Here is a 24,732-nt window from a genome sequence, read left to right as displayed (position 1 = left end):
CTCAAGACAGAGGAGAGAGAATTTTCCGTGAAAAGCAAACTAGCTATCGTAGGACTTATGCTCTTTACGATTTTTATCGGCTTTGGCATCATTATTCCGGTACTCCCCGAATTGGTGACGGAAGCAAGCAAGGAGACGGCGAATTGGCATACGGGCGCGATGCTTGCGATCTATTCCTTGATGTCGTTCTTGCTTAGTCCGGTTTGGGGAGGGTTATCCGAACGGATTGGCCGTCGTCCCGTCATTATGACGGGTGTTTTGGGATTCGCGATCAGCTTCTTGTTGTTCGGATTATCGGGAGATAATCTCGTTATTATGTATGCTTCTCGTATTCTGGGAGGGCTGTTCTCTGGTGCCGTCGTATCCTGTATTGTTGCCTATGTCGCGGATATTACGACCGAGGATGAGCGAACGAAAGGAATGGCCGTCGTTGGGATGAGCATCGGACTAGGGTTTACGTTCGGACCCGGTTTTGGCGGGTTCCTAAGCGAAATTACTCTCCATACTCCTTTCTATGCGGCAGCCGCGCTTTCGCTTATCGTATTTATCGCTGCTTGGTTCAAACTTCCGGAGTCGCTTCCGCCGGAGCGCCGCGCTTCCAAAGAAGCGGCCAAGAAAATCTCTCGATGGACGGCTTTCCAAGGACCGCTCAAATTTTTGTACGTTCTTGCCTTCTTCGTTACTTTCTCATTGGCGATATTGGAAGCAACGTTGCAATTGTTCGGGATGGAAAAGTTCGGCGTAACCCCGCTTCAAGTAGGGATGATGTTTTTCTTCTGCGGTCTTGCGGGGGCTCTCGTGCAAGGCGGCATCGTGCGACGTCGGGTGAAGAAAGGACAAGAAGGGCAGTACATTGCGATCGGATTGTTAATCTCCGCCTTGGGTTTCTTCTTGCTGCTCACCGCGAATAGCTGGGGAATGGCAACCGTATACTTATGCATATTCGGTATTGGCAACTCGCTCATCAAACCATGCGTCACCTCGCTGATTACCCAGAAGACTACGGTCGGTCAAGGCATTGCGTCTGGACTAAGCTCGTCTATGGATAGCTTGGGCCGAATCGTCGGTCCGTTGCTCGGAGCGGCTCTGCTCGGAGCTACTTCTTGGCTGCCATTCGTCGTCTCCGGTTTTCTCTCGATTGCCGCTCTTGGATTACTTGCTCAATTCCGAGTGCAAGATAAGAGGCAGAAGGCTCAAGCCTAACATGCCAAACATGACCTAACCTGTCTAAACAGAAAATAAACATCGTTACTACCGAAACCGGGGGCTATCGCCTTCGGTTTTTTTGGTGCTTACGTGGAAAATGACTTTCGTCACTCGAGAAGGGTGACTCGTTGCACCTTCGGAATCCGCGTCGGACAGATACAATGAGAATCATAGAACGACTATCGTTCAGTTCACATCCGGTTCATACTCACGCCTTATATTAGGTGTGGTGGAAAGAGGAACCAAACAAACCAGATGTAGTCAAGATCAGACTTTAGTCTAGGGTGAAGTCCGGTCTTCAGTCGTTTCTCGAGATGCTGTTTGTTCCATTATGCTGAAAGCAAGAAAACGTTGGAGTGGAAGGGGAACAATAAGTTGAAAAGTTTCATTAACGGTGCATTTCGCAACAAAGCAGCAATGATTATTATCGTGATTATGGTTTTAGGAATGGGGATTCTGAGCTACACCAAACTTCCTATGGAGTTCTTACCCGAAGCGGATAATCCTCAAGTAACCGTGTCCGTTATCGGACCGGGATACGATGCTTCTTCGATGGACAGATCGGTTACGGGGCCACTCGAGAAATCGTTGTCCGCGATCAAAGGAAAGACGAATGTCTTCTCGACTTCAGGGGACGGCTTCTCGCAAGTGAACTTGAACTTCGATTCCAGCACGAACATGAAGGAAGCGAAACTCGAAGTCGAGAAGGCGGTTAACTCGGTGAATCTTCCCGATAACGTGTCCCCTCCGTATGTCGTACAGTTCAACACTTCGATGATTCCGATTTCGTTCGTCACGCTGACTTTCGCCGACGGTGTAAGCGATGCGCAGAAAGAAACGTTGGAACAGCAGGTTCTTGAAGACTTCCGGGCGATAGACGGCGTTGGCGAAGTTCAAATGTCCGGTAAATCGCAACCGAAAGTAAGCATCGTTCCGGATGCCGCTAAACTTGCGGCCAAAGGCGTTCCTCTGCAAGCATTGTACGGCGTCCTTCAGGGACGAAGCGCTTCTGCTTCTGTTGGTGAAAGCACGTTGGATGGCCAGATCGTCAACTTGAACGTTTCCGCAAGCTTGCAGGACGTAGAATCCGTGAAGAAGCTTCCCGTAGCGGCAGGAGTAACGCTCGGAGACGTGGCGAACGTAACGTTCGACGACGATAAGGAAAGCACGTTCCGAATCGATGGCAAGGACGCTCTTGAATTCGTGATTTCCAAGGGCGCTAATTCTAACGCGGTCAATGTTGGCAAGGGCGTAGACGAAATCATAGAGAAATATAACGAAGAAAATAAATCCGTGAATTTGAAAGTGATGATAAGCACGTCAGAGCAAGTCGTCCATTCCGTTAACAGCATGATGAGAGAAGTTCTTCTCGGAGCCCTGTTCGCGACGATCGTCATCCTCATCTTCATGCGGAATGTACGGGCAACATTGGTTACGATCGTATCCATCCCGCTTTCATTGGCGATGACGCTCTATCTGTTGGATTTGTCGGGCATCACGCTTAACATTCTTACGCTTGGCGGAGTCGCGGTCGCCGTAGGGCGCCTGGTCGACGACAGCATCGTCGTTATCGAGAATATTTTCCGCCGGCTGCAGAAAGAAAAGTTCTCGCCGGAATTGGTTATTGATGCCACCAAAGAGGTAGCTAGGGCGATTACGGCGTCCACGTTGACTACGATTGCCGTGTTCTTGCCGATGAGCTTGCTAAGAGGAGGACTGCAATCGTTCCTGCTGCCGTTCGCATTAACGATGACTTACTCCCTACTATCGTCGTTGCTCGTCGCTCTTACCGTTATCCCGCTAATGAGCTCTGGCGTGCTTCGCAATTCCCAGATCAAAGAGCATCAGCCTTCCAAACGATTCGTCAAATTACTTGAATGGAACCTGCGCTTCAAATGGCTTCCAATCATCGCGGCTTTCTTACTGCTAATTGGTTCCATCGCTACGTATATCTCGATGCCGAAAGGTGCGATCGACTCGTCAAGCGCGGAAAACTTAACCGTAAGCTTGGAATATAAACCGGATACGCCGGTTGCCGAGGTCATGGAGAACGGAAGCAAACTCGAAGCTTTCCTGATGAATAGGGAGGAAGTGGAATGGGTTACTTTGGCGAACGGCAACAGCGCCGATGCCGCTAAGTACGGTTCCGTATCTTCTCCGACTCTTGTGTCTTACATGCTCAAAATGAAAGAAGGCGCCGATGCCGAGAAAGTCATGGAAGCCGTTAAATCCGAACGCGCTAACTATCCGGGAGCCGAATTGAATACCGGAACGGGCAACTTCATGGCCGGCGGAAGCTCGACGCAAGTATTCGTCGATATAACGGGGAACGATTTGGATTCCATCGGCAAAACGGCAGAAGAAGTCATCGCGAAGATCAAACCGGTCAAGGATGTTCTTAAAGTCGAGAGTAACCAAGAAGAGAAGAAAACGGTCTATACGCTTCAAGTCAACCCGACGGAAGCGAAGGCCGGAGATATCGCAATGCAACTTCAGGGCATGTTGAATCCGGTTCCTATTGGCGCGATTACCGTCGACGGGCAATCCGTGCAGGTTCTGCTGGAGCCAACCTTGAAGCCGAAGTCCGAAACCGATCTATCCTCGCTAACGGTCATGACGGATTCGGGACCGAAGCCGGTGTCCAGCGTGGCCAAATGGGTTAAAACCGAGCAGTCGACGACGTTCTTCCACAAGGATGGCAAAAGCTACGTTCGCGTATCGGCTTCCGTAGAACCGTCTCAATTGTCTGCCGTAGGTGCCGAGATCAAGAAGCAATTAGCGGACGTGAAGCCGCCAGAAGGAGTCAAATTGAACATAGGCGGCGCTTCCGCCGATCAATCGGCGGATATGATGAGCCTGTTCAGCATGATGCTAGTTTCCATAGGTATCGTATACCTAATCATGGTGATTACGTTCAAAACGCTTAGAGCGCCTCTTGCCATTATGACTTCGATTCTGTTCGTTCCGATCGGGGCAGTGCTCGGATTGATCGTAACCGGAGTAACGCCCGACTTTACCGCGATCTTCGGTGTCGTCATGTTGATCGGAATCGTCGTCACGAATGCCATCGTTCTGATCGACAGAGTGAAGCACAACGAAATCGACAGGAACATGTCGATTCGCGAAGCTTTGCTAGAAGCAGCAGGCACGCGCATGCGTCCGATTCTAATGACCGCTATCGCGACGGTCGGAGCCATGCTGCCGCTAGTATTCGGCTCTTCGGAAAGCGGAAGCATCGTCTCCCAGAGCCTTGCCATCGTCGTTATTGGCGGCTTGGTCGTCTCGACATTGCTGACGCTTGTCATCGTTCCTTGTATCTATGAGCTTCTTCATTTCCGCAAGTCCGCTAATCAGCGCAAAACGATTGCAACGACAGTCCGCGAGGTAGCGGCGGAATAACTTCATAAGCAAAAGCAAAAAGGAGCCTGCATCTATCTGCTAGGCTCCTTTTTGCTTTTGCTATGTCCGCAGATCCAACCTCTGACCATTATCCCGCTCGCTCAGTAGATGCTCTGGCAGATCTAACTCTCTGGCCATTATCCCGCTCGCTCAGTGGATGCTCTTGTAGCCCCAACCCTCTGACCATTATCCCGCTCGCTCAGTGGATGCTCTTGCAGCTCCAGCCCTCTGACCATTATCCCGCTCGCTCAGTATAAGAAATTGCAGCGTATCTATCTGAGCGAAGGGGATAATGGTCATAAGGTGCTCCAAGCGGCAGTTGCTGAGCGAAGGGGATAATGGCTATAAGGAGCACCAAGCGGCAGTTGCTGAGCGAAAGGGATAATGGCCATAAGGAGCACCAAGCGGCAGTTGCTGAGCGAAGGGGATAATGGCCATAAGGAGCGCCAAGCGGCAGTTGCTGAGCGAAGGGGATAATGGCCATAAGGTGCACCAGTCCGCAGTTGCTGACCCTCCCCCTCAGTATCAGGCAAACGCCATCCGGTACAACGGCAGCAACGTACGGTATGTCTCGTCTACAAGCTTCAAGAATGCTTCGCCATCCTGGAGCACTTTGTCGTCGCGCATAATGTGAATTCCGCAAGTGAGCTCGGAAGCTTTAACTGTTCTAAGGCGTTCGAATAAATCCGACAACTCGGCGTCCGACAATTCGCTATGTTTGAGTCCTGTCGGAATCATATGATCCTTGGACCAAACGAAATGAGCGGGAACCGCGTTGCGAATCGAATTCAGTTCGCGCAGAGCACGTTCCGCAAAGACGTTCTTATTTGGGCACTCATAGATAATGGCGAATTGAACGAACACGTGCGTGGACCAAAGCCCGATTTGAAAGTGGGGGTGCGCCTTGTATCCCCGTTTGTTGTTCGCGAAAGCAACCCAAGAATCGTTGGGCGCGTTTACGGTTCTGCGAGCATGCTTGGCGACATGCGTGAACATTTCTTCCTCGCACATTGCTCCTAGCATAGGAGTAACCAGTTCTCCGAGGTGGTGAAACTTCGGACGGACCCTGTCTATCAAAGCCTCCATTCGAGACTCTAGTCCTTCAATTTCGAATACCTCGAAATCACGATTGTCGAATCCGCTAAATGCGATAGCTGTAGTAGGTGTGCTCATAAGAGAATCTCCCTTGCTGCGTAGTTTAATTTTTCAAATAGAAAATGGCAATTTGCGTACGGTCCCTAAGCGCTAACTTACCTAGAATTTCCGATATGTAGTTTTTTACCGTACCTTCGCTCAGGAACAGGGCTCCGGCGATTTCTTTGTTGGATTTGCCATCCGCGATGTGCCGGACGATATCTTGTTCGGCCGCGGTCAATCCTGTACCCGAGAGATCTTTCCCCTTACCGGAACGATCAGCCGCCGCTCCCGCTGCTAGCGACAGCATCTCGTCACGAGAGTTTAACATGCCCGCGAGCTTGCGAGCAATGTCCGGATGGATAAGATGATTACCTTCGTGCACCGATTTGATTCCGGATATAATTCGCGCGGGCGGAACGTTCTTAAGCAAATAGCCGTTAGCTCCATTGCGTATAGCTTGAACGATATATTCATCATCGTCGAAGGTGGTCAGAATCAGCACCGAAGGCGGATTATCCAGAGATTTAAGCTTAAGGGTTCCTTCGACTCCGTCGCACACGGGCATCCGGATATCCATCAGGACAATTTGCGTTTCCGGATGGGACTTGGCGAATTGATAGCCTTCCTCGCCGTTCCCGCATGTTCCGATAACTTGTAATTCGGGATCCAAGTCTAGAATCAGTTGCAAGCTTTCACGGATAAAAGGGTCATCGTCTACGATAAGAACTTGTATCATGAAATCATTCTCCTCCTGCTCGGTGACCGGTCTCCTGGATTGGAACGATCGTCGAGATGACGAACCCGCGTTCCAACGACACCCGGAGCTGTCCTCCAATGACCGCAAGTCTATCTTGCATTCCTGTTAACCCCATCCCATAAGAAACGGACTCGGGGAGCTTGCCGTTGTTGGTGATGCTCATTATGACTTCATTTTCGGAGAAATCAAGTCCTATCTTCACCGTTGAAGCGCCGCCATGCCTAACGGCGTTCGTTATCGCTTCCTGCGCATTTCGGTACAGTACGAACTCGATGCTAGGATATAGCGGGAAGGGGATCCCGGTGAGCTCGAACGATACGTCTATCTGCATATCCCGCGCGGCGTCTTCGATGAGACGGTGCAGCGCGTATTTCCTGTCGGCGTGAGATTCGACAGGTTGAAGCTTGCGAACGGTATAACGCATATTGTTCATGCTTTCCTCTAACTGCCCGCGAACTTGCTCAACCATGCGAACGGCTTGCTGAGGATGGTGCTCCATGAGCTGAAGCGCAGCTTCCGTCATCATTTTCACCCGAATAAGCCGGTGCCCCAGGTCGTCGTGAAGCTCGGTCGCGATTCGCCCACGTTCTTGGACCTGCGCATAATTTTCGACCTTTCGGGCGTATTCAAGCGCTCTTGTTCTTTCTTGCTCGATATGTTCTTGCCTTTCGAACAACACTTCTATTTCTTTTTCCAGATCAGCTTGTTTACGAATTATCGTAAAATTTGCGCTTAGCAGGAAGAGGAAAGCAAGCCAGATTAAATTCATTACCCACGTCGTCTGAGCGCTGTCCGTAATCGCAACTGAATTTAGAATAACCCCTGACAAAATAACAATGGTTACGATCTCTAAGGGTTTACGGAAATAGAGGTAAGCGGATATCATACCGGAGTAGATAAGGAAATAGAGCACGCCTCCATACGTATGCGCGAGCGACCCGAATCCGATCAGTTGTAGCGGTAGTAATACAATGGCGAACTTCGGGATGATCTCTATAACCCGGACGGAAAGCAATGCCAGTAAAATGGATCCAACATAAAGAGCTTCGGAAGGGGGAGCGGTAATGTATATGGTAGCGATCGCAGGCAGCACGATGAGTAAGTGCACTAGCCAGACAAGCAGTAGCCGCATGAAGACGCTCCTTCTCATTGGAACTGATAGGAACATTATAACATTGTGAAAATGACTTTTGTCACCTCCTGTCTTCCCGTAGAGATGACCAAGGGTACCTGCGGGAAACCGCTGGATTGCTTACAATAAGATAAACGAGTCGGGAGAGGGGAAATCAAGCATGGCGTTGGTACAATTCAATGGGGTCGTCAAGAAGTACGACACGAAACTAAGCGTAAATCATTTGAATTTAGATATCGCCCAAGGAGAGATTTTCGGGTTGTTGGGACCTAATGGCGCAGGTAAAAGCACGACAATTCATTTGCTAGCGGGACTTCTAAGCATGGATTCGGGAGAAATTACGCTAGACGGGTATTCAACGGCGATAGATCCGCTTGAAGTGAAGCGTCGGATCGGGTTGGTGCCTCAGGAATTGGCGATCTACGGCATGCTTACCGCAAGGGAAAACGTTACGTTTTTCGGCAAGCTGTTCGGATTAAAAGGCAGTCTGTTGAAGGAGCGGGTAGAGGAGGCGCTTGCGTTCACCGGATTGCTGAATTACGCCAAAGACAAACCGGATACGTTCTCCGGCGGGATGAAAAGAAGGCTTAATATCGCATGCGCCATTATGCATCGGCCCAAGCTAATTATTATGGACGAACCTACCGTCGGCATCGACCCGCAATCTCGGAATCATATTCTGGAATCCGTCAAAAAATTGAACGCCATGGGATCTACCATTATTTATACAAGTCATTACATGGAGGAAGTCGAAGCGATCAGCACTAGGGTCGGCATCATGGACCAAGGAAAGTTAGTGGCGCATGGCACTAAGGAAGAGCTTATCGAACAAGCCGGACTCAAAGAGAGGCTCATGCTCGAAACGAACAAATGGACCGAAGAAGCGATTGCGGAAATCCGCAAACATCCGCGTGTCACCGCTTTCCAACGTAGGGAGGGGACGCAGATTGAGCTTGTACTGCAAGAGTCGCAAACCTACCTACAGGACATTTTGTTCATCTTGGGCAAACATGATTTGAAGCTGCAAAAGCTAACCCGGGTAGAACCGGATCTGGAAAGCTTATTCTTGACGTTGACGGGACGTACGTTGCGGGATGGCGTTTAAGATTTAAGCTATCGGAAGGAGGACGATTGCCTTGAGATTAGTGTTATTAATGGCTTGGAACGAAGTCATACAATTATTTAGAATCCGTACCGTTGTCCTCATGTTATTGGGGCTTCCGCTACTGCTAATATTTCTGTTAGGTAATGCACTGGAGAGCGATTACAAACCCGTCAAGTTGTCGATTTACGCAGTAGGGTCGGATCCTCTAGGCGACGCGGCGGTGAAATATCTTACTTCGTCGTCCATCGAAGCTTATGTAAGCCCTCGAATTCGCGAGAGCGAGGAAGAAGTTCGGGAGGACTTGCGCACTGGTAGGGCCGATTACGGGATAGCGGTAGATCAAAGCGGTCTTCACTATTATCCGGGGAAGTTCACCGAACGGAATATGATCGTTGAATCTAATCTTAAACGATTCGTAGCCGATGTTAACTTGCGGCAATCTGCTGCCATCGTGCTTCCCGAGCTTTCCCAAGAACAAATCAGCAGAAGCGGGGAGTCAGCATCGTCTCGCGAGCTCGTACAAATCGGCAATCTGGTTGCACGCGATAGTGCGGATTTTAATAACTTTTCGGCTTTGCAGTACTATTCCGTCGCCTATTTGATCATGTTCCTGCTCTACTCCGGCATGACTGGCGCGATTAGCCTTTCGGAGGAACGGGATAAAGGAACTCTGCTCCGCTTGTACGCGATGCCGGTTTCGCTTAACGCAATGCTGTTCGGTAAGCTAATGGGCGTAATTTTCTTTGCTTTCATTCAAGCAGCCATTATCGTACTGTTCACCAAAGGAATATATGGCGTCGACTGGGGCGGGAATTACGGCGGGATCGCTCTCATCTGCGTGCTCGTGTCGATGGCTACCGTATGTTTTGCGGTTATTCTAGCGTCTTTCATCCGAAGTCGCAGAGCCATAGATTCTATTTTCAGCTTGCTCATCCTGGTTATGACCTTCCTAAGCGGCGGAATGATCTCAGATTTAGGACCAACAATTAGGCAACTCGGCAAATTCACGCTGAACCATTGGGCTAACGAAGCGCTTCGCACGATGATGGCCGGTGGGACTTGGCAGGATAGCTGGCATTTTGTCGCCATTCTGAGCGTAATTACGGCGCTTCTCCTTGGCTTGTCAATCGTTAGATTCAGGAAGGCGGTGGCGCTTGCATGAGCAGCCTGATCATAGCTAATCTCAACATTCGCAGAACGCTGGGTACCCGGAAAGGTTTTCTTGTGCTGGCATTGCTACCGATCCTTATTATTTCGCTCATCGTGGGCTTATTCGGCAATTCGTCGGATGATAAAGTTAAAGTCGCGGTGTTAAATGAAGACCAGGCTTGGTTAAGCGACTACGTGTTGGTTTCTATTCGATCGGTTGACACCTATGAGGTTGTTTTACAGGATGGGAAGCAAGGAATCCTGGAGCAATTGAAGCAAGGGGTATATGACGGAAAATGGGGCGCATTGGTCTATATCCCGTCAGGTTTCACCGATAAGTTGCTGCGGGGCGAGCAAACGGCCGTTAATCTGTTTCGCAAGAATGAACAGCTATGGAATTCGTCGCTTGGCATCACGTTAACGGATGCGACGGAACGGCTTGCCCGGAACGTCCAGCTTGCAGCCGATTCCGACCCGGCTCCCGGGCAATTGGACAATGTCGTTCGGCAACTGTTGGAACAACAGGACAAGGTCAAACTTGCCGTCACGAGCGAACAGCTCGTTCCGCCTAACAATAACGCGTATGTTCTCGTTATCGGGTTGATGCTTATGTTCGTCATGATCTTGGTGAACCAATCCATTCATGGCATCCTGGAAGATCGCGGTAACCGGACGATGGCCCGTATATTTTCAGCTCCCGTGAGGGCATGGGAAATCGCGTTAGGCAACTTCTTAGGTTGCTTGCTGCTAGGAACGTTGCAACTCGTTCTTATTCTCGCCGTAACGCGTTACGTTCTCGGATTCGACTTCGGGGTTTCATTCGGCAAGCTGCTCGTCATCATGGAATTTTTCTTGCTCGCGGCGGTAGGCATATCGTCGGCCGCGGCCGCAATCGTCAAGAATGCCGCCCATCTAAGCAGCATTAACAATCTGGTAGTCATCCCGACGTGTATGCTCGGCGGATGTTTCTGGCCGGTTACGATGATGCCCGACTTCATGCAGAAACTCTCTCATTTCATGCCGCAGAGATGGGCGATCGTTGCGCTAGAGCAAGCTTCATCCGGTGCTTCCTTGCAAGAAATCGGATTGCAGCTTGGAATACTGATCTTGTTCGCCGCCGTGTTATTGGCCTTCGGCTCCTACGTTCTGAGGCCTGCCGAGAGTTGAGAATAGAACGACGAAACCCGCCCGGAAATCGGTAGCGGGTTTGTTTTCGCAAAAAATAGGAAGGAAAATAGTCAAGAAACCAAGTTGCCATAACATAAGATGGAGTATAAGATAGAAGTAAGCCACAATATTCAGACAATTCGGTCAACATCTCAAACCATGCGATAACGCAGGAGGGGGGATGGCCGTGAACCGCAGCCATGAAGTGGAATATTGCAACCTGGAGCTTCGTTTTGATCGTCGCCAAATTCAGAATCTGATCCGAGAGTTAATCCAGGAAGGTTATTCCCTGTACTGGAACGAGAACGAGCACCAATTTATCGTATCCGTGCGAACGGGACGGAGGCTTCTCAAGCTAAGGTTCCTGAGGGTGCTCAATCGTTACAAAATGGTAGGAGATTACCTGGTCAAGGATGAGAAGCTGGCGCAATGGATCGAGAAGCTCATTAACGATTCCCGCGGCCACGCCATTGTGAAGAGGTTCCACGATCGTCAGGTGCTTAGAATCGAGAATATCATGTTCGGTGAAATTATCCGTCTCGTGGAGGTGTCCGGCATGGAACATCGGATTATTTTTCAGAAAAGACCGCAAATTACCGTAGAAGACATGGTGCAGGCTTTCAAATCGAGAAGAGCCGAGCATCGAGCGGGTGTTCTTCGTCTTGAAATCGACTACGAATTAGCCGTTCTGCACGAAGCGATCGTGAATGAATGGCCGGAGACCATCGAAGCCAGCAAGGAAAGATTAAAGGGAATGCGAACCGAAATGCTGCTTCTAGAACTGTAAGAAGCGGCGTCCCCCACATACAACAAAAGCGGAGCTCCTCCTGTAAAGAGGAAAACTCCGCTTTTTTCTGTTGATCGATCCGTTATGGAGAAGGGCGATTAGTTGCCTTGCGCGAATTCCAATTCAATGTGGATCTTGATCGCATCTCCAACGAGCAATCCGCCCGTTTCGAGAGCGGCGTTCCAAGACAATCCGAATTCGGAACGGTTGATGACTCCGTCGGCGACGACGCCGAATTTCGTGTTGCCCCAAGGATCTTTAGCAGGCCCGGAAATCTCTGTGTTGAGAGTGATGGATTTGGTGACGCCGGCAATCGAGACATCGCCGGTAAGCTTGTAATCGTCTCCGCCTGCGGATTCGAGAGCGGTTTTCTTGAAAACAATGTGCGGGAACTGCTCGACATTGAAGAAATCCGGGGATTTCAAGTGTCCGTCGCGTCCTTCGTCTTTGGTGTTGATGCTGGCGGCGTCGATCGTGATCGTAGCTTCCAAGGCGGAAAGATTGTCTTGGTCGGCCGAAACTGCCGCTTCGAAGTCATTAAAGCTTCCCCGAACGTTCGTGATCATCATATGACGTACGCTGAAAGTAATGCCGCTGTGAGACTTATCCAGATTCCAAGTGGTTGCTGCCATCATTAACACATCCCTTTACTTTTTATATATACTATTAAATAATAAGTAACCGAAAAAATCAAGAGGAAAATGGGCAATCATGGAAAAGTAAATGGAGGTTTTCATCTGCGCGTAAAAAGAGTACAATAATCCTATTGTGAAAATTTTGTACTAAAAGGATGAATAAAACCATGTCGAATGCAAACATTGGCGTCGTCGGCTTAGCCGTAATGGGACGTAACCTTGCTCTCAACATCGAGAGCCGTGGATTTACCGTCGCGGTATATAACCGCTCGAGAGAGAAAACGGACGATTTGCTGAATACGGACGGCAAAGGCAAAAACCTTGTCGGAACGTATTCCGTGGAAGAATTCGTGGCTTCTCTTGAGAAACCTCGTAAAATTCTGATCATGGTTCAAGCCGGAGCGGGAACGGATGCAACGATCGAATCCCTCATTCCGCATTTGGATCAAGGCGATATTATTATCGATGGCGGCAACGCGTATTTCCCCGACACGCAACGCCGCAGCAATGACCTTAAAGCGAAAGGTTTCCACTTCATCGGAACGGGCGTTTCCGGCGGAGAAGAAGGCGCGCTTAAAGGGCCTTCCATCATGCCGGGCGGACCGGAGGAAGCTTACCGTTTAGTAGAGCCGATCCTTACGGGCATTTCCGCTAAAGTGAACGGCGACCCATGTTGTACATATATCGGACCGGACGGTGCCGGACACTATGTCAAAATGGTGCATAACGGGATCGAATACGGCGACATGCAATTGATCTGCGAAGCTTATCAATTGTTGAAAGACGTACTGGGCGTTTCCACGGACGAACTGCACAACATCTTCGGCGAATGGAACAAAGGCGAGCTCGATAGCTACTTGATCGAGATCACGACGGATATTTTCGCTCAGAAGGATCCGGAAACCGGCAAACCGATGGTAGACGTTATCCTCGATGCCGCAGGCCAAAAAGGAACAGGAAAATGGACAAGCCAAAGCGCCCTCGATCTAGGCGTGCCGCTATCCATCATCACGGAATCCGTTTTCTCCCGTTTCCTCTCCGCAATGAAGGAAGAGCGCGTTGCCGCAAGCAAAGTGCTTAAAGGGCCGAAAACGAAAGCTTTCCAAGGCGATAAAGCCGCATTCATCGAGAGCGTGCGCAAGGCGCTGTTCGCCAGCAAAATTTGCTCGTACGCGCAGGGCTTCGCGCAAATGCGCGCAGCTTCCGACGAATACGGATGGGATTTGCGTTACGGCGACATCGCGATGATTTTCCGCGGCGGTTGCATCATCCGCGCGCGGTTCTTGCAAAACATCAAAGACGCGTACGATCGCGAGCCGCAGCTTCGCAATCTGTTGCTGGACGAGTACTTCAAGAACATCGTGGAGTCCTATCAGGATGCATGGCGCGAAGTCGTGTCCACGGCCATCGCGTACGGCGTTCCGGTTCCTTCGTTCGCTAGCGCCATCGCGTACTATGACAGCTACCGTTCGGAGCGTCTGCCGGCTAACTTGCTGCAAGCGCAACGCGATTATTTCGGAGCCCATACGTTCAAGCGTTTGGACAAAGAAGGTTCCTTCCACCACAACTGGATGAACTCTTAGTTTAAATCGCGCGGCAGGAACTCGCCCAACATCGCGCGGAAGCACGCGGTCTCTTGAGAGCTTGGACTGCGTCGATGCAGCAGCAACAAGGCCATATCCGCGAAACAGGCAAAATGGGCAAGCAGCTGTGGCCGATCGAGCCCCGACCATTCGGGCGCTCCGTCGGCCACTTTTTTCTTGATGAAGCCTAACGCCCATAATACGTCTTCCCTGCAAAGAGGGTATGACGGATCTAGTAGACGGCGAAGCGGTTGCTCGGAATGCGAGATCATTCGATTATTGTCCAATATGCAGCATCACCTTTGACGATGTGTTCGTACACTATCAAAGTTACGGATAAACTCGTCGTTTTATACCTTAGGATCGATATGCTATGATATTAAAAGCGTAAAATCAAGGAATGGGGAACTCGTGAACGGTTAAATCGACGCTCAAGTCGATTGTTGTCCGGGTGCGCGGGTTGGGCTATACGATGTTGTCGGGGGATAGGCCTCGAAGATGCCATCTCTTATGGCTGGCGGTGCGGAGGGAACGAGCCAACGCTTTGCTGGAGACGAGGCGCCATGCCTACGATTCCGAGCAAGAGACGGTAGACGCGTCCGATCGCACGCCTTTCGAAGTACCGGTTTTGCTAATGGACGAGGTTTCTAAACCGCGATATTAAGGAAGCTGGTTCCAAGCAAGCATTCCGCCAACGAGGTTCGTCGTTCCCGTATAACCGAGCGACGATAAGTATTGGCAAGCTTGATCGCTGCGATATCCGCTACGGCAAATGAAAATAACTTCTTCGTCTTTCGGAATCGAGGCTAACTGCTGCGGAACCTGTCCTAAAGGCAAGTGTAACGCTCCTGGAATCATGCCTTGCGCGACTTCTTCTTCCTCGCGAACGTCGATGAGGTGAATTTGTTCTCCGGCATCTAACCGGGATTTAAGTTGTTCGACTGTAATGGTCGCATAGTTGCTCATGATCGGCCAACCTTTCTTCTTCTGAATATAGGTTCATCATATGAAACTGCGCAAGGGCTGTCAATGTAAGGACGGGGGAAACGATGAAGATCGCGATCGGCGTTGCCGTAGCTGGGTTCTTGGGGGCAATCGCCCGTTATGAGATCGGATTTCTTTTTCCGCGATACACGGATCCGGCAGCGTTCCCTTGGGCTACGCTAATGATTAATCTGGTCGGCTCCTTGCTCCTCGGCCTGTTGACGGGTTGGTTATTGAATCGATCTTCTGCGCCCGTTTGGATAAGCGACGTCATCGGTACGGGTTTTCTGGGTTCGTTCACGACGTTCAGCGCTTTTAGCGGTCAGTTGTGGCACCTATTCCAGTCCGAAGCTTACGGTTCGGCAATCGTTTATTTGCTGGTTAGCGGAGCGGGCGGTTGGTTGTTGGCATCTAAGGGGATCGGTTGGGGAAGGGGCCGCGGCGCATGAACGGATTAGGGTTAGCCGCCTTGGTGGGGATCGGCGGATCGATCGGAGCGTTGCTGCGATACGGAATCGGTCGTTTAACCGTTCTCAAGGGCAAACCTGGCTATTACGGAACGTTATTCGTAAATGTTCTAGGTGCTTTCGTGATCGGCCTGTTTATAGGACTGAATCTGGAGCGGGAGCATGCGGCAACGTATGCGTTCGCCGGCATTGGCGTATTGGGAGGTTTAACGACCTATTCCACCTTAAACGTCCAGAAAGCGACGCTTTATCGCAACGGATCAAAGAAAACGTTAGTTTACTATCTGGCCTTAACCTACGTCGGAGGGATCGCTTTAACGGTTCTTGGCGTCGGATTAGGGGATCTACTACATACATAGTTTCCAAGGAGCGTGTTATTCATGGATATGATCGTTACCCCAACCGGAAAGCTCGAAGGAGAAATTCAAGCGCTATCCTCGAAAAATTATACGACGCGTTATTTGCTCGTTTCCGCGTTAGCGGAAGGGACAAGCACGATTCTCTATCCGGCCCATAGCGAGGACGGCGAAGCAATGCGGCGCTGTATCCGCGATCTAGGGGCCGTGGTGGAAGAGGATGACGAGAAAATCGTGATCACCGGCTTCGGGCGGAACCCGCGCGCGACCAAAGAACTGAACGTCGGCAACGCGGGAGCGGTGTTGCGTTTCGTCATGTCGGTCGCGGCGTTGCTGCCTGAAGTACATTTCGTCAATGCTTATCCCGAGTCGCTTGGCAAACGTCCGCACAACGATCTGATCGTGGCGCTAGAGAGCATGGGCGTAACCATCGAGCATCAGAACGGGCGTCTGCCGATGACGATCAAAGGCGGCAATCCCCGGGGCGGTAAAATTCAAGTGTCGGGCAATGTCAGTTCGCAGTTTTTAAGCTCATTGCTGTTCTTGACGCCCCTATTGGATGAAGACAGCGAAATCGAAGTGCTGCACGACTTGAAATCCAAGGTCGTGATCGGACAGACGCTCGAAGTATTGGCGCAAGCGGGCATCGTGATCGAAGCTTCGGAAGATCTGATGCATTACCGGATTCCCGGCAAGCAGAAATATAAAGCTCAGACGTATACGGTGCAGGGAGACTATCCAGGCTCCGCGGCGATCTTGGCCGCCTCTTCGGTAACGGAATCGGACGTTATCGTTCATCGCCTTATGGAAGACAGCAAACAAGGCGAGCGTGCCGTCGTTGACGTATTGCGCGCGATGAACGTCCCTCTAACGCACGAGAACGGAATCGTTCACGTGAAGGGGAACGGTCGTTTGACCGCGGGCGAATTCGACGGAGACGAATTTACCGACGGCGTGCTCGCGATGGTTGCGGCGGCCGTATTCGCCGAAGGAACGTCCCGTTTCTACAACGTGGAAAACTTGCGCTATAAGGAATGCGACCGAATTACGGACTACTTGGCCGAGCTTCGCAAAGCTGGAGCCCGCGTCGAAGAGAAGCAAGACGAGATCATCGTGCACGGCCGTCCCGAAGGCGTTGAAGGCGGGGTCGAAATCGACGCTCACTTCGACCACAGAGTGATCATGGCGCTGACGATCGTAGGTTTGCGTTCCGCGCAGCCGATTCGCATTAAGGACGCGCATCATGTCGCGAAGTCGTATCCGATCTATTTCGATCATCTCAAATCGCTTGGCGCCAAGGTCGAGTGGGTAGACTAAAACGAATCCAGAACCAATAGGGAGGCATGTTAAGATGTCGTACATACATCCGTCGCGCGATGAAATCAAGCAAATTTTGCAGGATTCGCAAACGATCGCGGTCGTCGGATTATCCGATGATCACTCTAAAGTGTCGTATATGGTTTCAGAAGCGATGCAGCAAAAGGGATACAAGATTATCCCGGTTAATCCGAAGGCGACGTCCATTCTCGGCGAGACGAGTTATGCTTCCCTGAAGGACGTTCCCGTTCCGATCGATATCGTTAACGTTTTCCGGCGCCCGGAGCATACGCCTCCGATCGCCCAGGAAGCCGTTGACGTCGGCGCTAAGACGTTGTGGCTCCAACTAGGCATCGCGAACGAAGAAGCCGCGTCGATCGCCACGGAAGGCGGTCTCCGGATGATTATGGACCGCTGCATTAAAGTCGAGGACTCCATCCTCCTCCCGAACGGTAAAGGTTCGAATTAAAACATTGTAGATAATCTACGGTTGAGGACGACGATGTATCTCTCTCCAGCCGCTTCCTCTCCGCCCATTGCCTGATTAGGTTAATAAGGTGGCAATGGGCTCCAAGAGGCGGACGTAAACTCTTACGAGAGATACATCTTTGTCCTTTTTTCGGATTATCTATATTAGTTTTAAATCCCCGCACACTGTCAGAAACCGTTCGGAAGGAGGATAGGAGAAATGTATGGTATAGGATATCTGCAGAGATTGGGCCGGGCGATGATGCTGCCGATGACGGTGCTTCCGGCCGCGGCCATTTTCCTAATGCTCGCGCGACTGCCATGGGATTCGTTCGGATGGCCACAGGTGCCCGAGCTTCTTTATGCTGCGGGGATGGCCATCTTCCAATACATTCCGTACGTGTTCGCGATCGGCATCGCGCTCGGAATGTCGAACCAGACGGCGACCGCGGGAATGGCCGCGTTAACCGGCATGTTTATTTTCCAAATCGTCACCGTCACTTACGATCCTAACGGCGTTCAACCATCGATGTTCGCGGGAGCCGTGATCGGGATTATTTCAGGCTGGGCGCACGATCGGTTCAAATCCTTCCAGTTGCCGGAATTTCTGCATTTTTTCGGGGGCTCCCGGTTCGTTCCTTTATTCATGAGCGTCGTAGCTCTCGTATTTGCTTGGGTCATGATCGGAGTCGGAGAAGGCTTAAGAAGCTGGGCGGCATCCGCGGGAACTTTGGTTTATTCCGCAGGCGGCTTCGGTATTTTCCTGTACGGATTTTTGCATCGCATTCTGGTGGCGTTCGGCCTCCATCATCTATTGAATAACCTCTTTTGGTTCCAAGTCGGGCAATACGAAGGGGCCGATGGAGCGGTTTACTTCGGCGATTTGCCGCGCTTCTTCGCGGGCGATCCATCCGCGGGCATATTCATGGCCGGATTGTATCCGACGATGATGTTCGCGCTGCCGGCTGTCGCGTTCGCGATTATTCACGAAGCTCGCGAGGATTTGAAGCCCAAGACGAAGAAGCAATTCCGGGTAGCCGCGCTGAGTTCTTTCCTCACCGGCGTGACGGAGCCGATCGAATTTGCCTTTTTATTCGTGGCCCCGTACCTGTTCCTCATTCACGCTCTTTTGTCGGGCGGATTAATGTGGCTTGTCTACGAGCTCGACATTCATCATGGTTTTACCTTCTCTGCGGGAGCGCTGGAGTATCTAGTAAATATGCCGCTGGCGCAAAAGGGTTGGTTGCTCTTGCCGATCGGCATTGCGACGGGACTGATCTATTACGTCATGTTCCGATGGAGCATTCGTCGCTTCCAATTGGCGACGCCCGGACGCGAAGACGCCACCCGGTTGGACGACTGGGCAGGCGATATCCCTTATCGGGCGCCCCTGATCCTGCAAGCCTTGGGCGGCAAAGAAAATATGGTTCGGCTTGAGGCTTGTATCACGCGGTTGAGGCTTACGCTGGAGGATGACCGGAAAGTCGACGTGCAATCGCTTCGCCACTTGGGCGCGGCCGGCGTTATTCGGCTCGGCGGAGGTCATGTTCAGGTCGTGTTCGGAACGTTCTCCGAGCTTATCCGCGAAGAAATACATAAGCATATGCAGATGGACGTTCAACAAGTGCAGTTTCATTCCCCCGTCCAGGGCAGGATGATTCCCCTCGAAGAGGTGGATGATCCGATTTTCGCCCAACGATTGGTCGGTCGCGGCGTCGCGTTCATTCCGGACAAAGGAGAGCTGGTCGCTCCCGTACAAGGAAAGATCATTCACATCCACCCTTCGATGCATGCGATCGGTTTGCTGACGAAAGACGGACTAGAGGTTCTGCTGCATGTCGGCATTAATACCTCGCAGATGGAAGGCAAGGGCTTTACGCTCCTAGTGAAGATGGGGGATGAAGTTTCTCCCGGTCAGCCATTGCTGAAATTCCATCTTCCGACTTTGAAGCAACACGCCAAATCGTTGGCGACGCCTATGGTCATAACCAATAGCGATATCGTTAAATCGTGGCGGTTTGCACCGTACAAGGTTGTTAAAAAAGGTCAAGCGGCCGTCATGTCGGTTGTCGTGCATCAGAGAGAGAACAAGGGGGCGGAGAAATGATACAAGCTTTGGGGGCCTCGCAAGGAATTGCTATAGGGAAAGCGTTCGTTCTCCCGCATTGGGAATGGGAACTTCCGGATCAGAAGATCGACGTGGCGGATTTGGCCAAAGAGTTCGATAGGCTGTATGAAGGAATTCGTCGCTCCAAGACCGAGATCAACCAAATGAAAACGGAACTGGACGAAGTCGTCGGTTCGGAGGAAGCAAGCATCTTCGACGCGCATTTGGCGATTCTTGAAGATCCTGTGTTCATGAATGAAATTCAAGGGATTATTCAAAGACAATACAAGGTCGCCGAGGTCGCCGTTAAGGAAGCGATCGACCATTTCGTTACGATGTTCGATCTTCTGGACGACGAGTATATGAAGGAGCGGGCGCTCGATATTAAGGACGTGGGAAATAGGCTGCTTAAGCATTTGCTGGGAGCTCCCGATATTTCCTTGCCCGAAGATACGCAACCTTTCGTTCTCGTCGTTAGGGAGCTATCCCCGTCTCAGCTCGTTCATCTGAAGCCGGAGCTCGTGCTGGGAATCGTCACGATGGTCGGAAGTCCGACCTCGCATGCAGCGATCATGGCGAGAGCTTTCGGGATCCCGATGGTCATGGGCGTGGAAGGAAAGATCGAGCAAACGATCAATACCGGGGATTTACTCATTATCGACGGCGGTACCGGCATGCTTCAAGTCGACCCATCGTCGGAAACGGTGTCCAGGTATACGGATTTGCGCAAACGGCAGATCGCCGTAAGAGAACAACTGCTAACGATTGCCGAAGTGCCTTCCGTAACGCCGGATGGAGTTTCCATAACGTTGGCCGCTAATATTAGCTCTTTGAAGGAACTGGAGGCTGCGCTCAGTAACGGAGCGAAGGGAGTCGGATTATTCCGCACTGAATTCCTCTATATGGACAGGAGCCATTTTCCGACCGAAGAGGAGCAGTTCGAAGTTTATCGGGCGGTCGTGCAGAAGCTTAAGGGCGAGACGCTGATTATCCGAACGCTCGATATCGGCGGGGATAAACAGCTTGATTACTACGAGCTGCCCGAAGAGGAAAATCCTTTTCTTGGTTTCAGGGCGATCCGATTCAGCTTGGAGCGTAAAGATTTATTCAAAACGCAGCTTCGCGCGATTCTTCGCGCTTCAGAGTATGGCGACGTTCAGATTATGTATCCGCTGATCACTTCCGTAGAGGAAGTTCGGGAAGCGAACGAAGTGTTGGCCGAAGCCAAACGGGAGCTGAGTGAGGAGGGAATCCCTCATCGCGCTTTTACGAAAGCGGGCATCATGATCGAGGTTCCGGCAGCGGTCGCGATCGCGGATTTATTGGCCGAGGAAGTGGCGTTCTTCAGCATCGGGACGAACGATTTGATCCAATTTACGCTAGCCGTCGATCGGATGAACGAACAGATCAGCCATATGTACGAGCCTTATCATCCTGCCATCCTGCGCATGATCCGCACGGTGACCAACGCAGCTAAAGCGCAAGGGATACCCGTAAGCATCTGCGGCGAAATCGCGGGCGACGTAAACGCGATTCCGATATGGCTAGGTTTGGGGATCGAGGAGCTTAGCTTGTCGGCGCAAGCGATTCTTCCCGTGAAGGAGAGCATCCTGCGTACGAAGGCTTCGGATAGCCGCAAACTTCTAGAGGATGTGTTCCGCTGCAAAACCGCGAAAGAAGTGCGTGCGCTCGCCGATCTGTTCCGCGCGGAAACCGCGCTTGCGCCGGGAAGCGTTCAGCCTCTCATCTGACGAAGCCGCGCTAAACCGCACTATGCCGAGCGAAAAGAAAAGGCCTCCTTGCGCTTACCGTTGGATGGACCAAGGGGAAGAGCAGGGAGGCGCTTTGCTTATCGGCCGAACAGCAAGTCGCAGAAGGCTTTCGCATACGGTGGAAGATCGGGCGGTCTTCTGGCGGATACGATATTCCGGTCGATGACGACCGCTTCATCCAGCCAGACCGAGCCGGCATTTTCCATATCGTCCCGGATTCCCGGGGTAGAAGTAACGGTTCTGCCCTGCAAAATCTTGGCGGAGATAAGCACCCACCCGGCATGGCAAATTTGTCCGATCGGCTTGTCCGCGTCGTTCATTCGGCGTACGAAATCGAGAACGCGCGCATCTCTGCGGATTTTATCGGGTGCCCAGCCTCCGGGCACGAGCAGCCCGTCGAATCGATCGGCGTCGAGATCATCGTAGGAAATATCCGCGACCGCGGGAACTCCGTATTTGCCGATATGTTTTTTCCCTTTTTCGGGACCGGCATAGAGGACTTCGGCTCCTTCTTCGCGTAAACGGTACACAGGATACCATAGCTCTAGATCTTCGAATTCGTCATCAAGCAAACAAACGACTCTTTTTACCGTAGTCATTATCGTAATCCTCCATTCATTAGTCTGGTTAAGTAGAAATCTATTGTACCAAATCATCGGCATTCGTTCACGCAAGTCTTATTCATTGGAGGAAAAGCGCGATATGAAGTCAAAATGGAGATATGTTCCCGCCGTAGTCTGCATGGTTGCCATCTTCATCTCATCGTCCCGAAGCGGGGATCAATTAGACAGCGTTCTACCTTGGGTGCAGAAGTGGCTTCCAGGGTTAGCGGATTTCAATCCGATGCACTATGTCGCCTACTTCATCTTAGGCCTTACGGTTGCCTTTGCATTGGGGAAACGGGCCGCAACGTGGTCAGGATGCCTGTTAAACGTCATCATCTGCGTACTGTACGGGCTGTCGGACGAGTGGCACCAATCGTTCGTTCCGATGAGGAGTCCCGATCCGCTTGACCTGCTTCACGACGGAATGGGAGCGGCCGCCGCGGCCTTGATTGTCTTGCTCGTGCTTACCGTGCGCAACCGAAGAGGTTCCAGAAATTACACGGGCAGGTAAAGCAGGATAATAAAGTTCCGGAGCGAATATATTTCGGGTAAGCTCTTTGTTCATTAAGGAGAGAATCCCGTTGCTTAAACATTGCTCTTGCGGAGGCGAAATGCACCTTAAACTCCGCACCGTCATTTTCGCTAAAAAAGTGAATATTAACAACGTACCGGTATATAACTGTTCCGATTGCGGACGAAACGACGTGTTTCCCGGAGTGAAAGAGGATGTGGGAAAATTGGTCGGTCAGCTTGGCGTCACTCCGGCACCTCACAGTATCCCTTTCGATCAAGTTCACGAGTGGGCGGGCGTATTGTCGCAAGCTTTGTTGCTCTCGGATTCCTTGCAAGCTTCGGTCATTGCCAGAGCCGCGGAGGAGCGAATCAATCAATTGCTCGATCTTTGGCTGATCGCATCCTCGTTGGAAGACGAGACCTGGAAACAAGAATTGCAAAGCCGGCTATCCCAACTGAGCGCACAATACATATCCTAGTGCTGGGACGGGGGAGTTTTTCCCTCGTTTTTTTGCGAATGATTCCTTTTTCTGCTACGATATTCGTATTGACTTCGATTCTCAAGGAGGCTATACCAATTGGCGAACATTCAGCAACTGACATCATTAGACCAGTGGGAGCAAGTGCGGAAGGGAACGACCGCTAAGCCGCTGCTTGTATTTAAGCATAGCACGAGTTGCTCGGTTAGCGCCGGAGCGCACGAAGAATTGATGCGCTTCATTGAAGACGACAAAGCAAATACGGTCGATTACGCGATCGTTCACGTAATCGAAGATCGTCCGGTCAGCAATACGATCGCCGAGCAGTTGGATATTAAGCATGCATCCCCCCAAGCCATTCTCGTACAGGATGGCCAGCCTGTCTGGAACACGTCGCATTGGCATATTACGTATTCTTTTCTGTCGGAAAAGCTGGGTTCTTCTGTGAACAATTCCTAATCTCGACTTCATGCGTTCATTAAACCTTATGTTTGATTGCTAAACATGCGGTTTTGTCGTATGATTACCTTAATAATCCATGACTGGACAAGGGTTTGCAATCCAGTCTTGAACATTGGAGCGAATTATTGTGACGGTAACCATTTACGACGTAGCACGCGAAGCTGGCGTTTCAATGGCGACAGTATCCCGCGTCGTCAACAACAACCCCAACGTTAAACCGCAAACTCGTAAGAAGGTCTACGAGGCGATAGAACGTCTGGGCTATCGGCCGAATGCGGTCGCGCGCGGTCTAGCCAGCAAGAAAACGACAACCGTAGGCGTTGTCATCCCCGATATCGCGAATGCGATATTCGCAGAAGTTGCAAGGGGCATCGAAGATATTGCCAACATGTATCACTACAATATTATTCTTTGTAATGCGGACAAACGCAAAGACAAAGAAATACGGGTCATTAACACGCTCTTGGAGAAGCAAGTCGACGGACTGCTATTCATGGGCGGAGCCGTGACGGAAGAGCATATTCAAGCTTTCAGAACGTCCAACGTTCCGATCGTGTTATGCGCGACGACCGACGAGAAGGGCACGATTCCGTCCGTCGATATCGATCATGAAGCGGCGGCGTTCGATGCGGTTAACCGTCTTATCGCCGAGGGTCACCGAGAGATCGCGATGATCAGCGGTACTTTGCAGGATCCAGCGAACGGTTATGCCCGTTATCAGGGTTACAAACGCGCTCTGGAACAAGCCGGATTACCTTACCGGGAACAATACGTTCGGGTCGGCAATTATAAATACGAATCGGGTATCGATGCGATGCAATACTTCCTTGATCTCCCGGATCGTCCGACCGCCGTGTTCTCCGCTACGGACGAAATGGCGATCGGAGCCGTCCATTGCATTCAGGATGCGGGTTTGAACGTACCGGCGGAAGTGTCCGTCATCAGCGTGGATAACAGTCGCATCTCCTCGATGGTTCGTCCTCTTCTCACAACGGTCGCTCAACCGATGTACGACATCGGAGCGGTATCGATGAGACTTCTCACGAAACTGATGAAGAAGGAATCGGTAGAGAACGCTAAAGTCACTCTTCCGCATGAATTGATCATTAGGAAATCCGTTGCAGGTCCAAGAGGGAACTAAGACG

Annotated in this window: 25 protein-coding genes; 18 read left to right on the top strand and 7 right to left on the bottom strand. The window is 51.2% G+C overall.

What is annotated here, in order from left to right:
* The first annotated feature begins 27 nt into the window (after positions 1-27).
* Positions 28-1,203, top strand: a complete 1,176-nt coding sequence (locus HH215_RS10300) for an MFS transporter (RefSeq protein ID WP_169279823.1) — start codon at positions 28-30, stop codon at positions 1,201-1,203.
* 378 nt (positions 1,204-1,581) lie between these two features.
* The gene (locus HH215_RS10295; RefSeq protein ID WP_256376719.1) at positions 1,582-4,605 is read left to right on the top strand and encodes an efflux RND transporter permease subunit; all 3,024 of its coding nucleotides are present in this window, start codon (positions 1,582-1,584) and stop codon (positions 4,603-4,605) included.
* Between the two features lie 525 nt (positions 4,606-5,130).
* Here the strand turns inward: HH215_RS10295 and HH215_RS10290 are convergent.
* The 3 genes from HH215_RS10290 to HH215_RS10280 are packed head-to-tail and all read right to left on the bottom strand — an operon-like array spanning position 5,131 to position 7,631.
* Entirely contained in the window at positions 5,131-5,778 is a 648-nt protein-coding gene (locus HH215_RS10290) for a YktB family protein (protein WP_254450432.1), read from the bottom strand.
* A 25-nt stretch (positions 5,779-5,803) separates the two neighbouring features.
* Positions 5,804-6,478, bottom strand: coding sequence for a response regulator transcription factor (locus tag HH215_RS10285; protein WP_169279822.1), 675 nt, complete (start codon positions 6,476-6,478; stop codon positions 5,804-5,806).
* A 4-nt stretch (positions 6,479-6,482) separates the two neighbouring features.
* Positions 6,483-7,631, bottom strand: coding sequence for a sensor histidine kinase (locus HH215_RS10280; protein WP_169279821.1), 1,149 nt, complete (start codon positions 7,629-7,631; stop codon positions 6,483-6,485).
* A 160-nt stretch (positions 7,632-7,791) separates the two neighbouring features.
* Here HH215_RS10280 and HH215_RS10275 point away from each other — a divergent pair, with 160 nt between their 5' ends.
* The 4 genes from HH215_RS10275 (at position 7,792) to HH215_RS10260 (ending at position 11,839) form a co-directional block, all read left to right on the top strand.
* Entirely contained in the window at positions 7,792-8,736 is a 945-nt protein-coding gene (locus tag HH215_RS10275) for an ABC transporter ATP-binding protein (RefSeq protein WP_169279820.1), read from the top strand.
* A 40-nt stretch (positions 8,737-8,776) separates the two neighbouring features.
* Positions 8,777-9,898 (top strand): ABC transporter permease, encoded by a 1,122-nt coding sequence (locus tag HH215_RS10270; protein ID WP_254450565.1) that lies wholly within the window; start codon positions 8,777-8,779, stop codon positions 9,896-9,898.
* Positions 9,895-11,052: an ABC transporter permease gene (locus HH215_RS10265; protein ID WP_169279818.1), complete on the top strand. Its 1,158-nt coding sequence runs from the start codon at positions 9,895-9,897 to the stop codon at positions 11,050-11,052. The genes HH215_RS10270 and HH215_RS10265 overlap by 4 nt, the downstream gene beginning before the upstream one ends.
* A 187-nt stretch (positions 11,053-11,239) precedes the next feature.
* Positions 11,240-11,839 (top strand): YkzI domain-containing protein, encoded by a 600-nt coding sequence (locus HH215_RS10260; protein WP_169279817.1) that lies wholly within the window; start codon positions 11,240-11,242, stop codon positions 11,837-11,839.
* Positions 11,840-11,937: 98 nt separating this feature from the next.
* Here HH215_RS10260 and HH215_RS10255 read toward each other — a convergent pair whose 3' ends face one another.
* On the bottom strand, positions 11,938-12,474 hold the full coding sequence (locus tag HH215_RS10255; RefSeq protein WP_310735582.1) for a YceI family protein: 537 nt from the start codon (positions 12,472-12,474) through the stop codon (positions 11,938-11,940).
* 167 nt (positions 12,475-12,641) lie between these two features.
* Here HH215_RS10255 and gnd point away from each other — a divergent pair, with 167 nt between their 5' ends.
* Entirely contained in the window at positions 12,642-14,057 is a 1,416-nt protein-coding gene (gene gnd / locus HH215_RS10250; RefSeq protein ID WP_169279816.1) for an NADP-dependent phosphogluconate dehydrogenase, read from the top strand.
* Here gnd and HH215_RS10245 read toward each other — a convergent pair.
* Positions 14,054-14,344 (bottom strand): hypothetical protein, encoded by a 291-nt coding sequence (locus HH215_RS10245; protein ID WP_254450431.1) that lies wholly within the window; start codon positions 14,342-14,344, stop codon positions 14,054-14,056. The genes gnd and HH215_RS10245 overlap by 4 nt on opposite strands.
* A 173-nt stretch (positions 14,345-14,517) precedes the next feature.
* Between HH215_RS10245 and HH215_RS10240 the strand changes: the two genes are divergently transcribed.
* Positions 14,518-14,721, top strand: a complete 204-nt coding sequence (locus tag HH215_RS10240) for a nucleoside/nucleotide kinase family protein (RefSeq protein ID WP_169279815.1) — start codon at positions 14,518-14,520, stop codon at positions 14,719-14,721.
* On the opposite strand, the gene HH215_RS10235 is transcribed toward HH215_RS10240, so the two are convergent.
* Positions 14,718-15,023 (bottom strand): rhodanese-like domain-containing protein, encoded by a 306-nt coding sequence (locus tag HH215_RS10235; RefSeq protein ID WP_169279814.1) that lies wholly within the window; start codon positions 15,021-15,023, stop codon positions 14,718-14,720. The two genes, HH215_RS10240 and HH215_RS10235, sit on opposite strands and share 4 nt — an antisense overlap.
* An 83-nt stretch (positions 15,024-15,106) precedes the next feature.
* On the opposite strand from HH215_RS10235, the gene HH215_RS10230 reads away from it, so the two are divergent.
* The 6 genes from HH215_RS10230 (at position 15,107) to ptsP (ending at position 21,507) form a co-directional block, all read left to right on the top strand.
* Positions 15,107-15,490 carry a fluoride efflux transporter FluC gene (locus tag HH215_RS10230; protein WP_169279813.1) on the top strand — a complete coding sequence of 128 codons (384 nt, stop codon included), beginning with the start codon at positions 15,107-15,109 and terminating at the stop codon, positions 15,488-15,490.
* Entirely contained in the window at positions 15,487-15,867 is a 381-nt protein-coding gene (locus HH215_RS10225; RefSeq protein ID WP_169279812.1) for a fluoride efflux transporter FluC, read from the top strand. Before HH215_RS10230 ends, HH215_RS10225 begins: the two co-directional genes overlap by 4 nt.
* Positions 15,868-15,888: 21 nt before the next feature.
* Positions 15,889-17,181 (top strand): 3-phosphoshikimate 1-carboxyvinyltransferase, encoded by a 1,293-nt coding sequence (gene aroA, locus HH215_RS10220; RefSeq protein ID WP_169279811.1) that lies wholly within the window; start codon positions 15,889-15,891, stop codon positions 17,179-17,181.
* Between the two features lie 34 nt (positions 17,182-17,215).
* Positions 17,216-17,650, top strand: coding sequence for a CoA-binding protein (locus HH215_RS10215; RefSeq protein WP_169279810.1), 435 nt, complete (start codon positions 17,216-17,218; stop codon positions 17,648-17,650).
* A gap of 219 nt (positions 17,651-17,869) precedes the next feature.
* The gene (locus HH215_RS10210; RefSeq protein WP_169279809.1) at positions 17,870-19,756 is read left to right on the top strand and encodes a glucose PTS transporter subunit IIA; all 1,887 of its coding nucleotides are present in this window, start codon (positions 17,870-17,872) and stop codon (positions 19,754-19,756) included.
* On the top strand, positions 19,753-21,507 hold the full coding sequence (gene ptsP / locus HH215_RS10205) for a phosphoenolpyruvate--protein phosphotransferase (protein WP_169279808.1): 1,755 nt from the start codon (positions 19,753-19,755) through the stop codon (positions 21,505-21,507). The genes HH215_RS10210 and ptsP overlap by 4 nt, the downstream gene beginning before the upstream one ends.
* 98 nt (positions 21,508-21,605) lie before the next feature.
* Here ptsP and HH215_RS10200 read toward each other — a convergent pair whose 3' ends face one another.
* The gene (locus tag HH215_RS10200; RefSeq protein WP_169279807.1) at positions 21,606-22,127 is read right to left on the bottom strand and encodes a type 1 glutamine amidotransferase domain-containing protein; all 522 of its coding nucleotides are present in this window, start codon (positions 22,125-22,127) and stop codon (positions 21,606-21,608) included.
* Positions 22,128-22,230: 103 nt separating this feature from the next.
* Here HH215_RS10200 and HH215_RS10195 point away from each other — a divergent pair, with 103 nt between their 5' ends.
* The 4 genes from HH215_RS10195 (at position 22,231) to ccpA (ending at position 24,728) form a co-directional block, all read left to right on the top strand.
* Positions 22,231-22,644 carry a VanZ family protein gene (locus HH215_RS10195; RefSeq protein ID WP_169279806.1) on the top strand — a complete coding sequence of 138 codons (414 nt, stop codon included), beginning with the start codon at positions 22,231-22,233 and terminating at the stop codon, positions 22,642-22,644.
* Between the two features lie 70 nt (positions 22,645-22,714).
* A complete protein-coding gene (locus HH215_RS10190) occupies positions 22,715-23,125 on the top strand; it encodes a TraR/DksA C4-type zinc finger protein (RefSeq protein WP_169279805.1) in 411 nt (136 codons plus the stop codon).
* 99 nt (positions 23,126-23,224) lie between these two features.
* Positions 23,225-23,584 (top strand): bacillithiol system redox-active protein YtxJ, encoded by a 360-nt coding sequence (gene ytxJ / locus HH215_RS10185; protein WP_169279804.1) that lies wholly within the window; start codon positions 23,225-23,227, stop codon positions 23,582-23,584.
* 130 nt (positions 23,585-23,714) lie between these two features.
* Positions 23,715-24,728: a catabolite control protein A gene (gene ccpA / locus HH215_RS10180; RefSeq protein ID WP_169279803.1), complete on the top strand. Its 1,014-nt coding sequence runs from the start codon at positions 23,715-23,717 to the stop codon at positions 24,726-24,728.
* The last annotated feature ends 4 nt before the right edge of the window (positions 24,729-24,732 follow it).

It is taken from the genome of Cohnella herbarum, assembly GCF_012849095.1.
GTDB classification, from domain to species: Bacteria; Bacillota; Bacilli; order Paenibacillales; family Paenibacillaceae; genus Cohnella; species Cohnella herbarum.
The sequence above is the reverse complement of the archived record's forward strand: the minus strand, read 5'-3'. Positions and strand labels throughout refer to the sequence as shown.

Bases quoted from the DNA above. Each gene is read 5' to 3' on its own strand.
- HH215_RS10200 (WP_169279807.1), bottom strand. From the start codon at position 22,127: ATGACTACGGTAAAAAGAGTCGTTTGTTTGCTTGATGACGAATTCGAA.
- HH215_RS10235 (WP_169279814.1), bottom strand. From the start codon at position 15,023: ATGAGCAACTATGCGACCATTACAGTCGAACAACTTAAATCCCGGTTA.
- gnd (WP_169279816.1), top strand. From the start codon at position 12,642: ATGTCGAATGCAAACATTGGCGTCGTCGGCTTAGCCGTAATGGGACGT.
- ptsP (WP_169279808.1), top strand. From the start codon at position 19,753: ATGATACAAGCTTTGGGGGCCTCGCAAGGAATTGCTATAGGGAAAGCG.
- HH215_RS10280 (WP_169279821.1), bottom strand. From the start codon at position 7,631: ATGCGGCTACTGCTTGTCTGGCTAGTGCACTTACTCATCGTGCTGCCT.
- HH215_RS10275 (WP_169279820.1), top strand. From the start codon at position 7,792: ATGGCGTTGGTACAATTCAATGGGGTCGTCAAGAAGTACGACACGAAA.
- HH215_RS10225 (WP_169279812.1), top strand. From the start codon at position 15,487: ATGAACGGATTAGGGTTAGCCGCCTTGGTGGGGATCGGCGGATCGATC.
- HH215_RS10285 (WP_169279822.1), bottom strand. From the start codon at position 6,478: ATGATACAAGTTCTTATCGTAGACGATGACCCTTTTATCCGTGAAAGC.
- HH215_RS10255 (WP_310735582.1), bottom strand. From the start codon at position 12,474: ATGATGGCAGCAACCACTTGGAATCTGGATAAGTCTCACAGCGGCATT.
- HH215_RS10215 (WP_169279810.1), top strand. From the start codon at position 17,216: ATGTCGTACATACATCCGTCGCGCGATGAAATCAAGCAAATTTTGCAG.
- HH215_RS10230 (WP_169279813.1), top strand. From the start codon at position 15,107: ATGAAGATCGCGATCGGCGTTGCCGTAGCTGGGTTCTTGGGGGCAATC.
- HH215_RS10290 (WP_254450432.1), bottom strand. From the start codon at position 5,778: ATGAGCACACCTACTACAGCTATCGCATTTAGCGGATTCGACAATCGT.
- HH215_RS10265 (WP_169279818.1), top strand. From the start codon at position 9,895: ATGAGCAGCCTGATCATAGCTAATCTCAACATTCGCAGAACGCTGGGT.
- aroA (WP_169279811.1), top strand. From the start codon at position 15,889: ATGGATATGATCGTTACCCCAACCGGAAAGCTCGAAGGAGAAATTCAA.
- HH215_RS10210 (WP_169279809.1), top strand. From the start codon at position 17,870: ATGTATGGTATAGGATATCTGCAGAGATTGGGCCGGGCGATGATGCTG.
- HH215_RS10195 (WP_169279806.1), top strand. From the start codon at position 22,231: ATGAAGTCAAAATGGAGATATGTTCCCGCCGTAGTCTGCATGGTTGCC.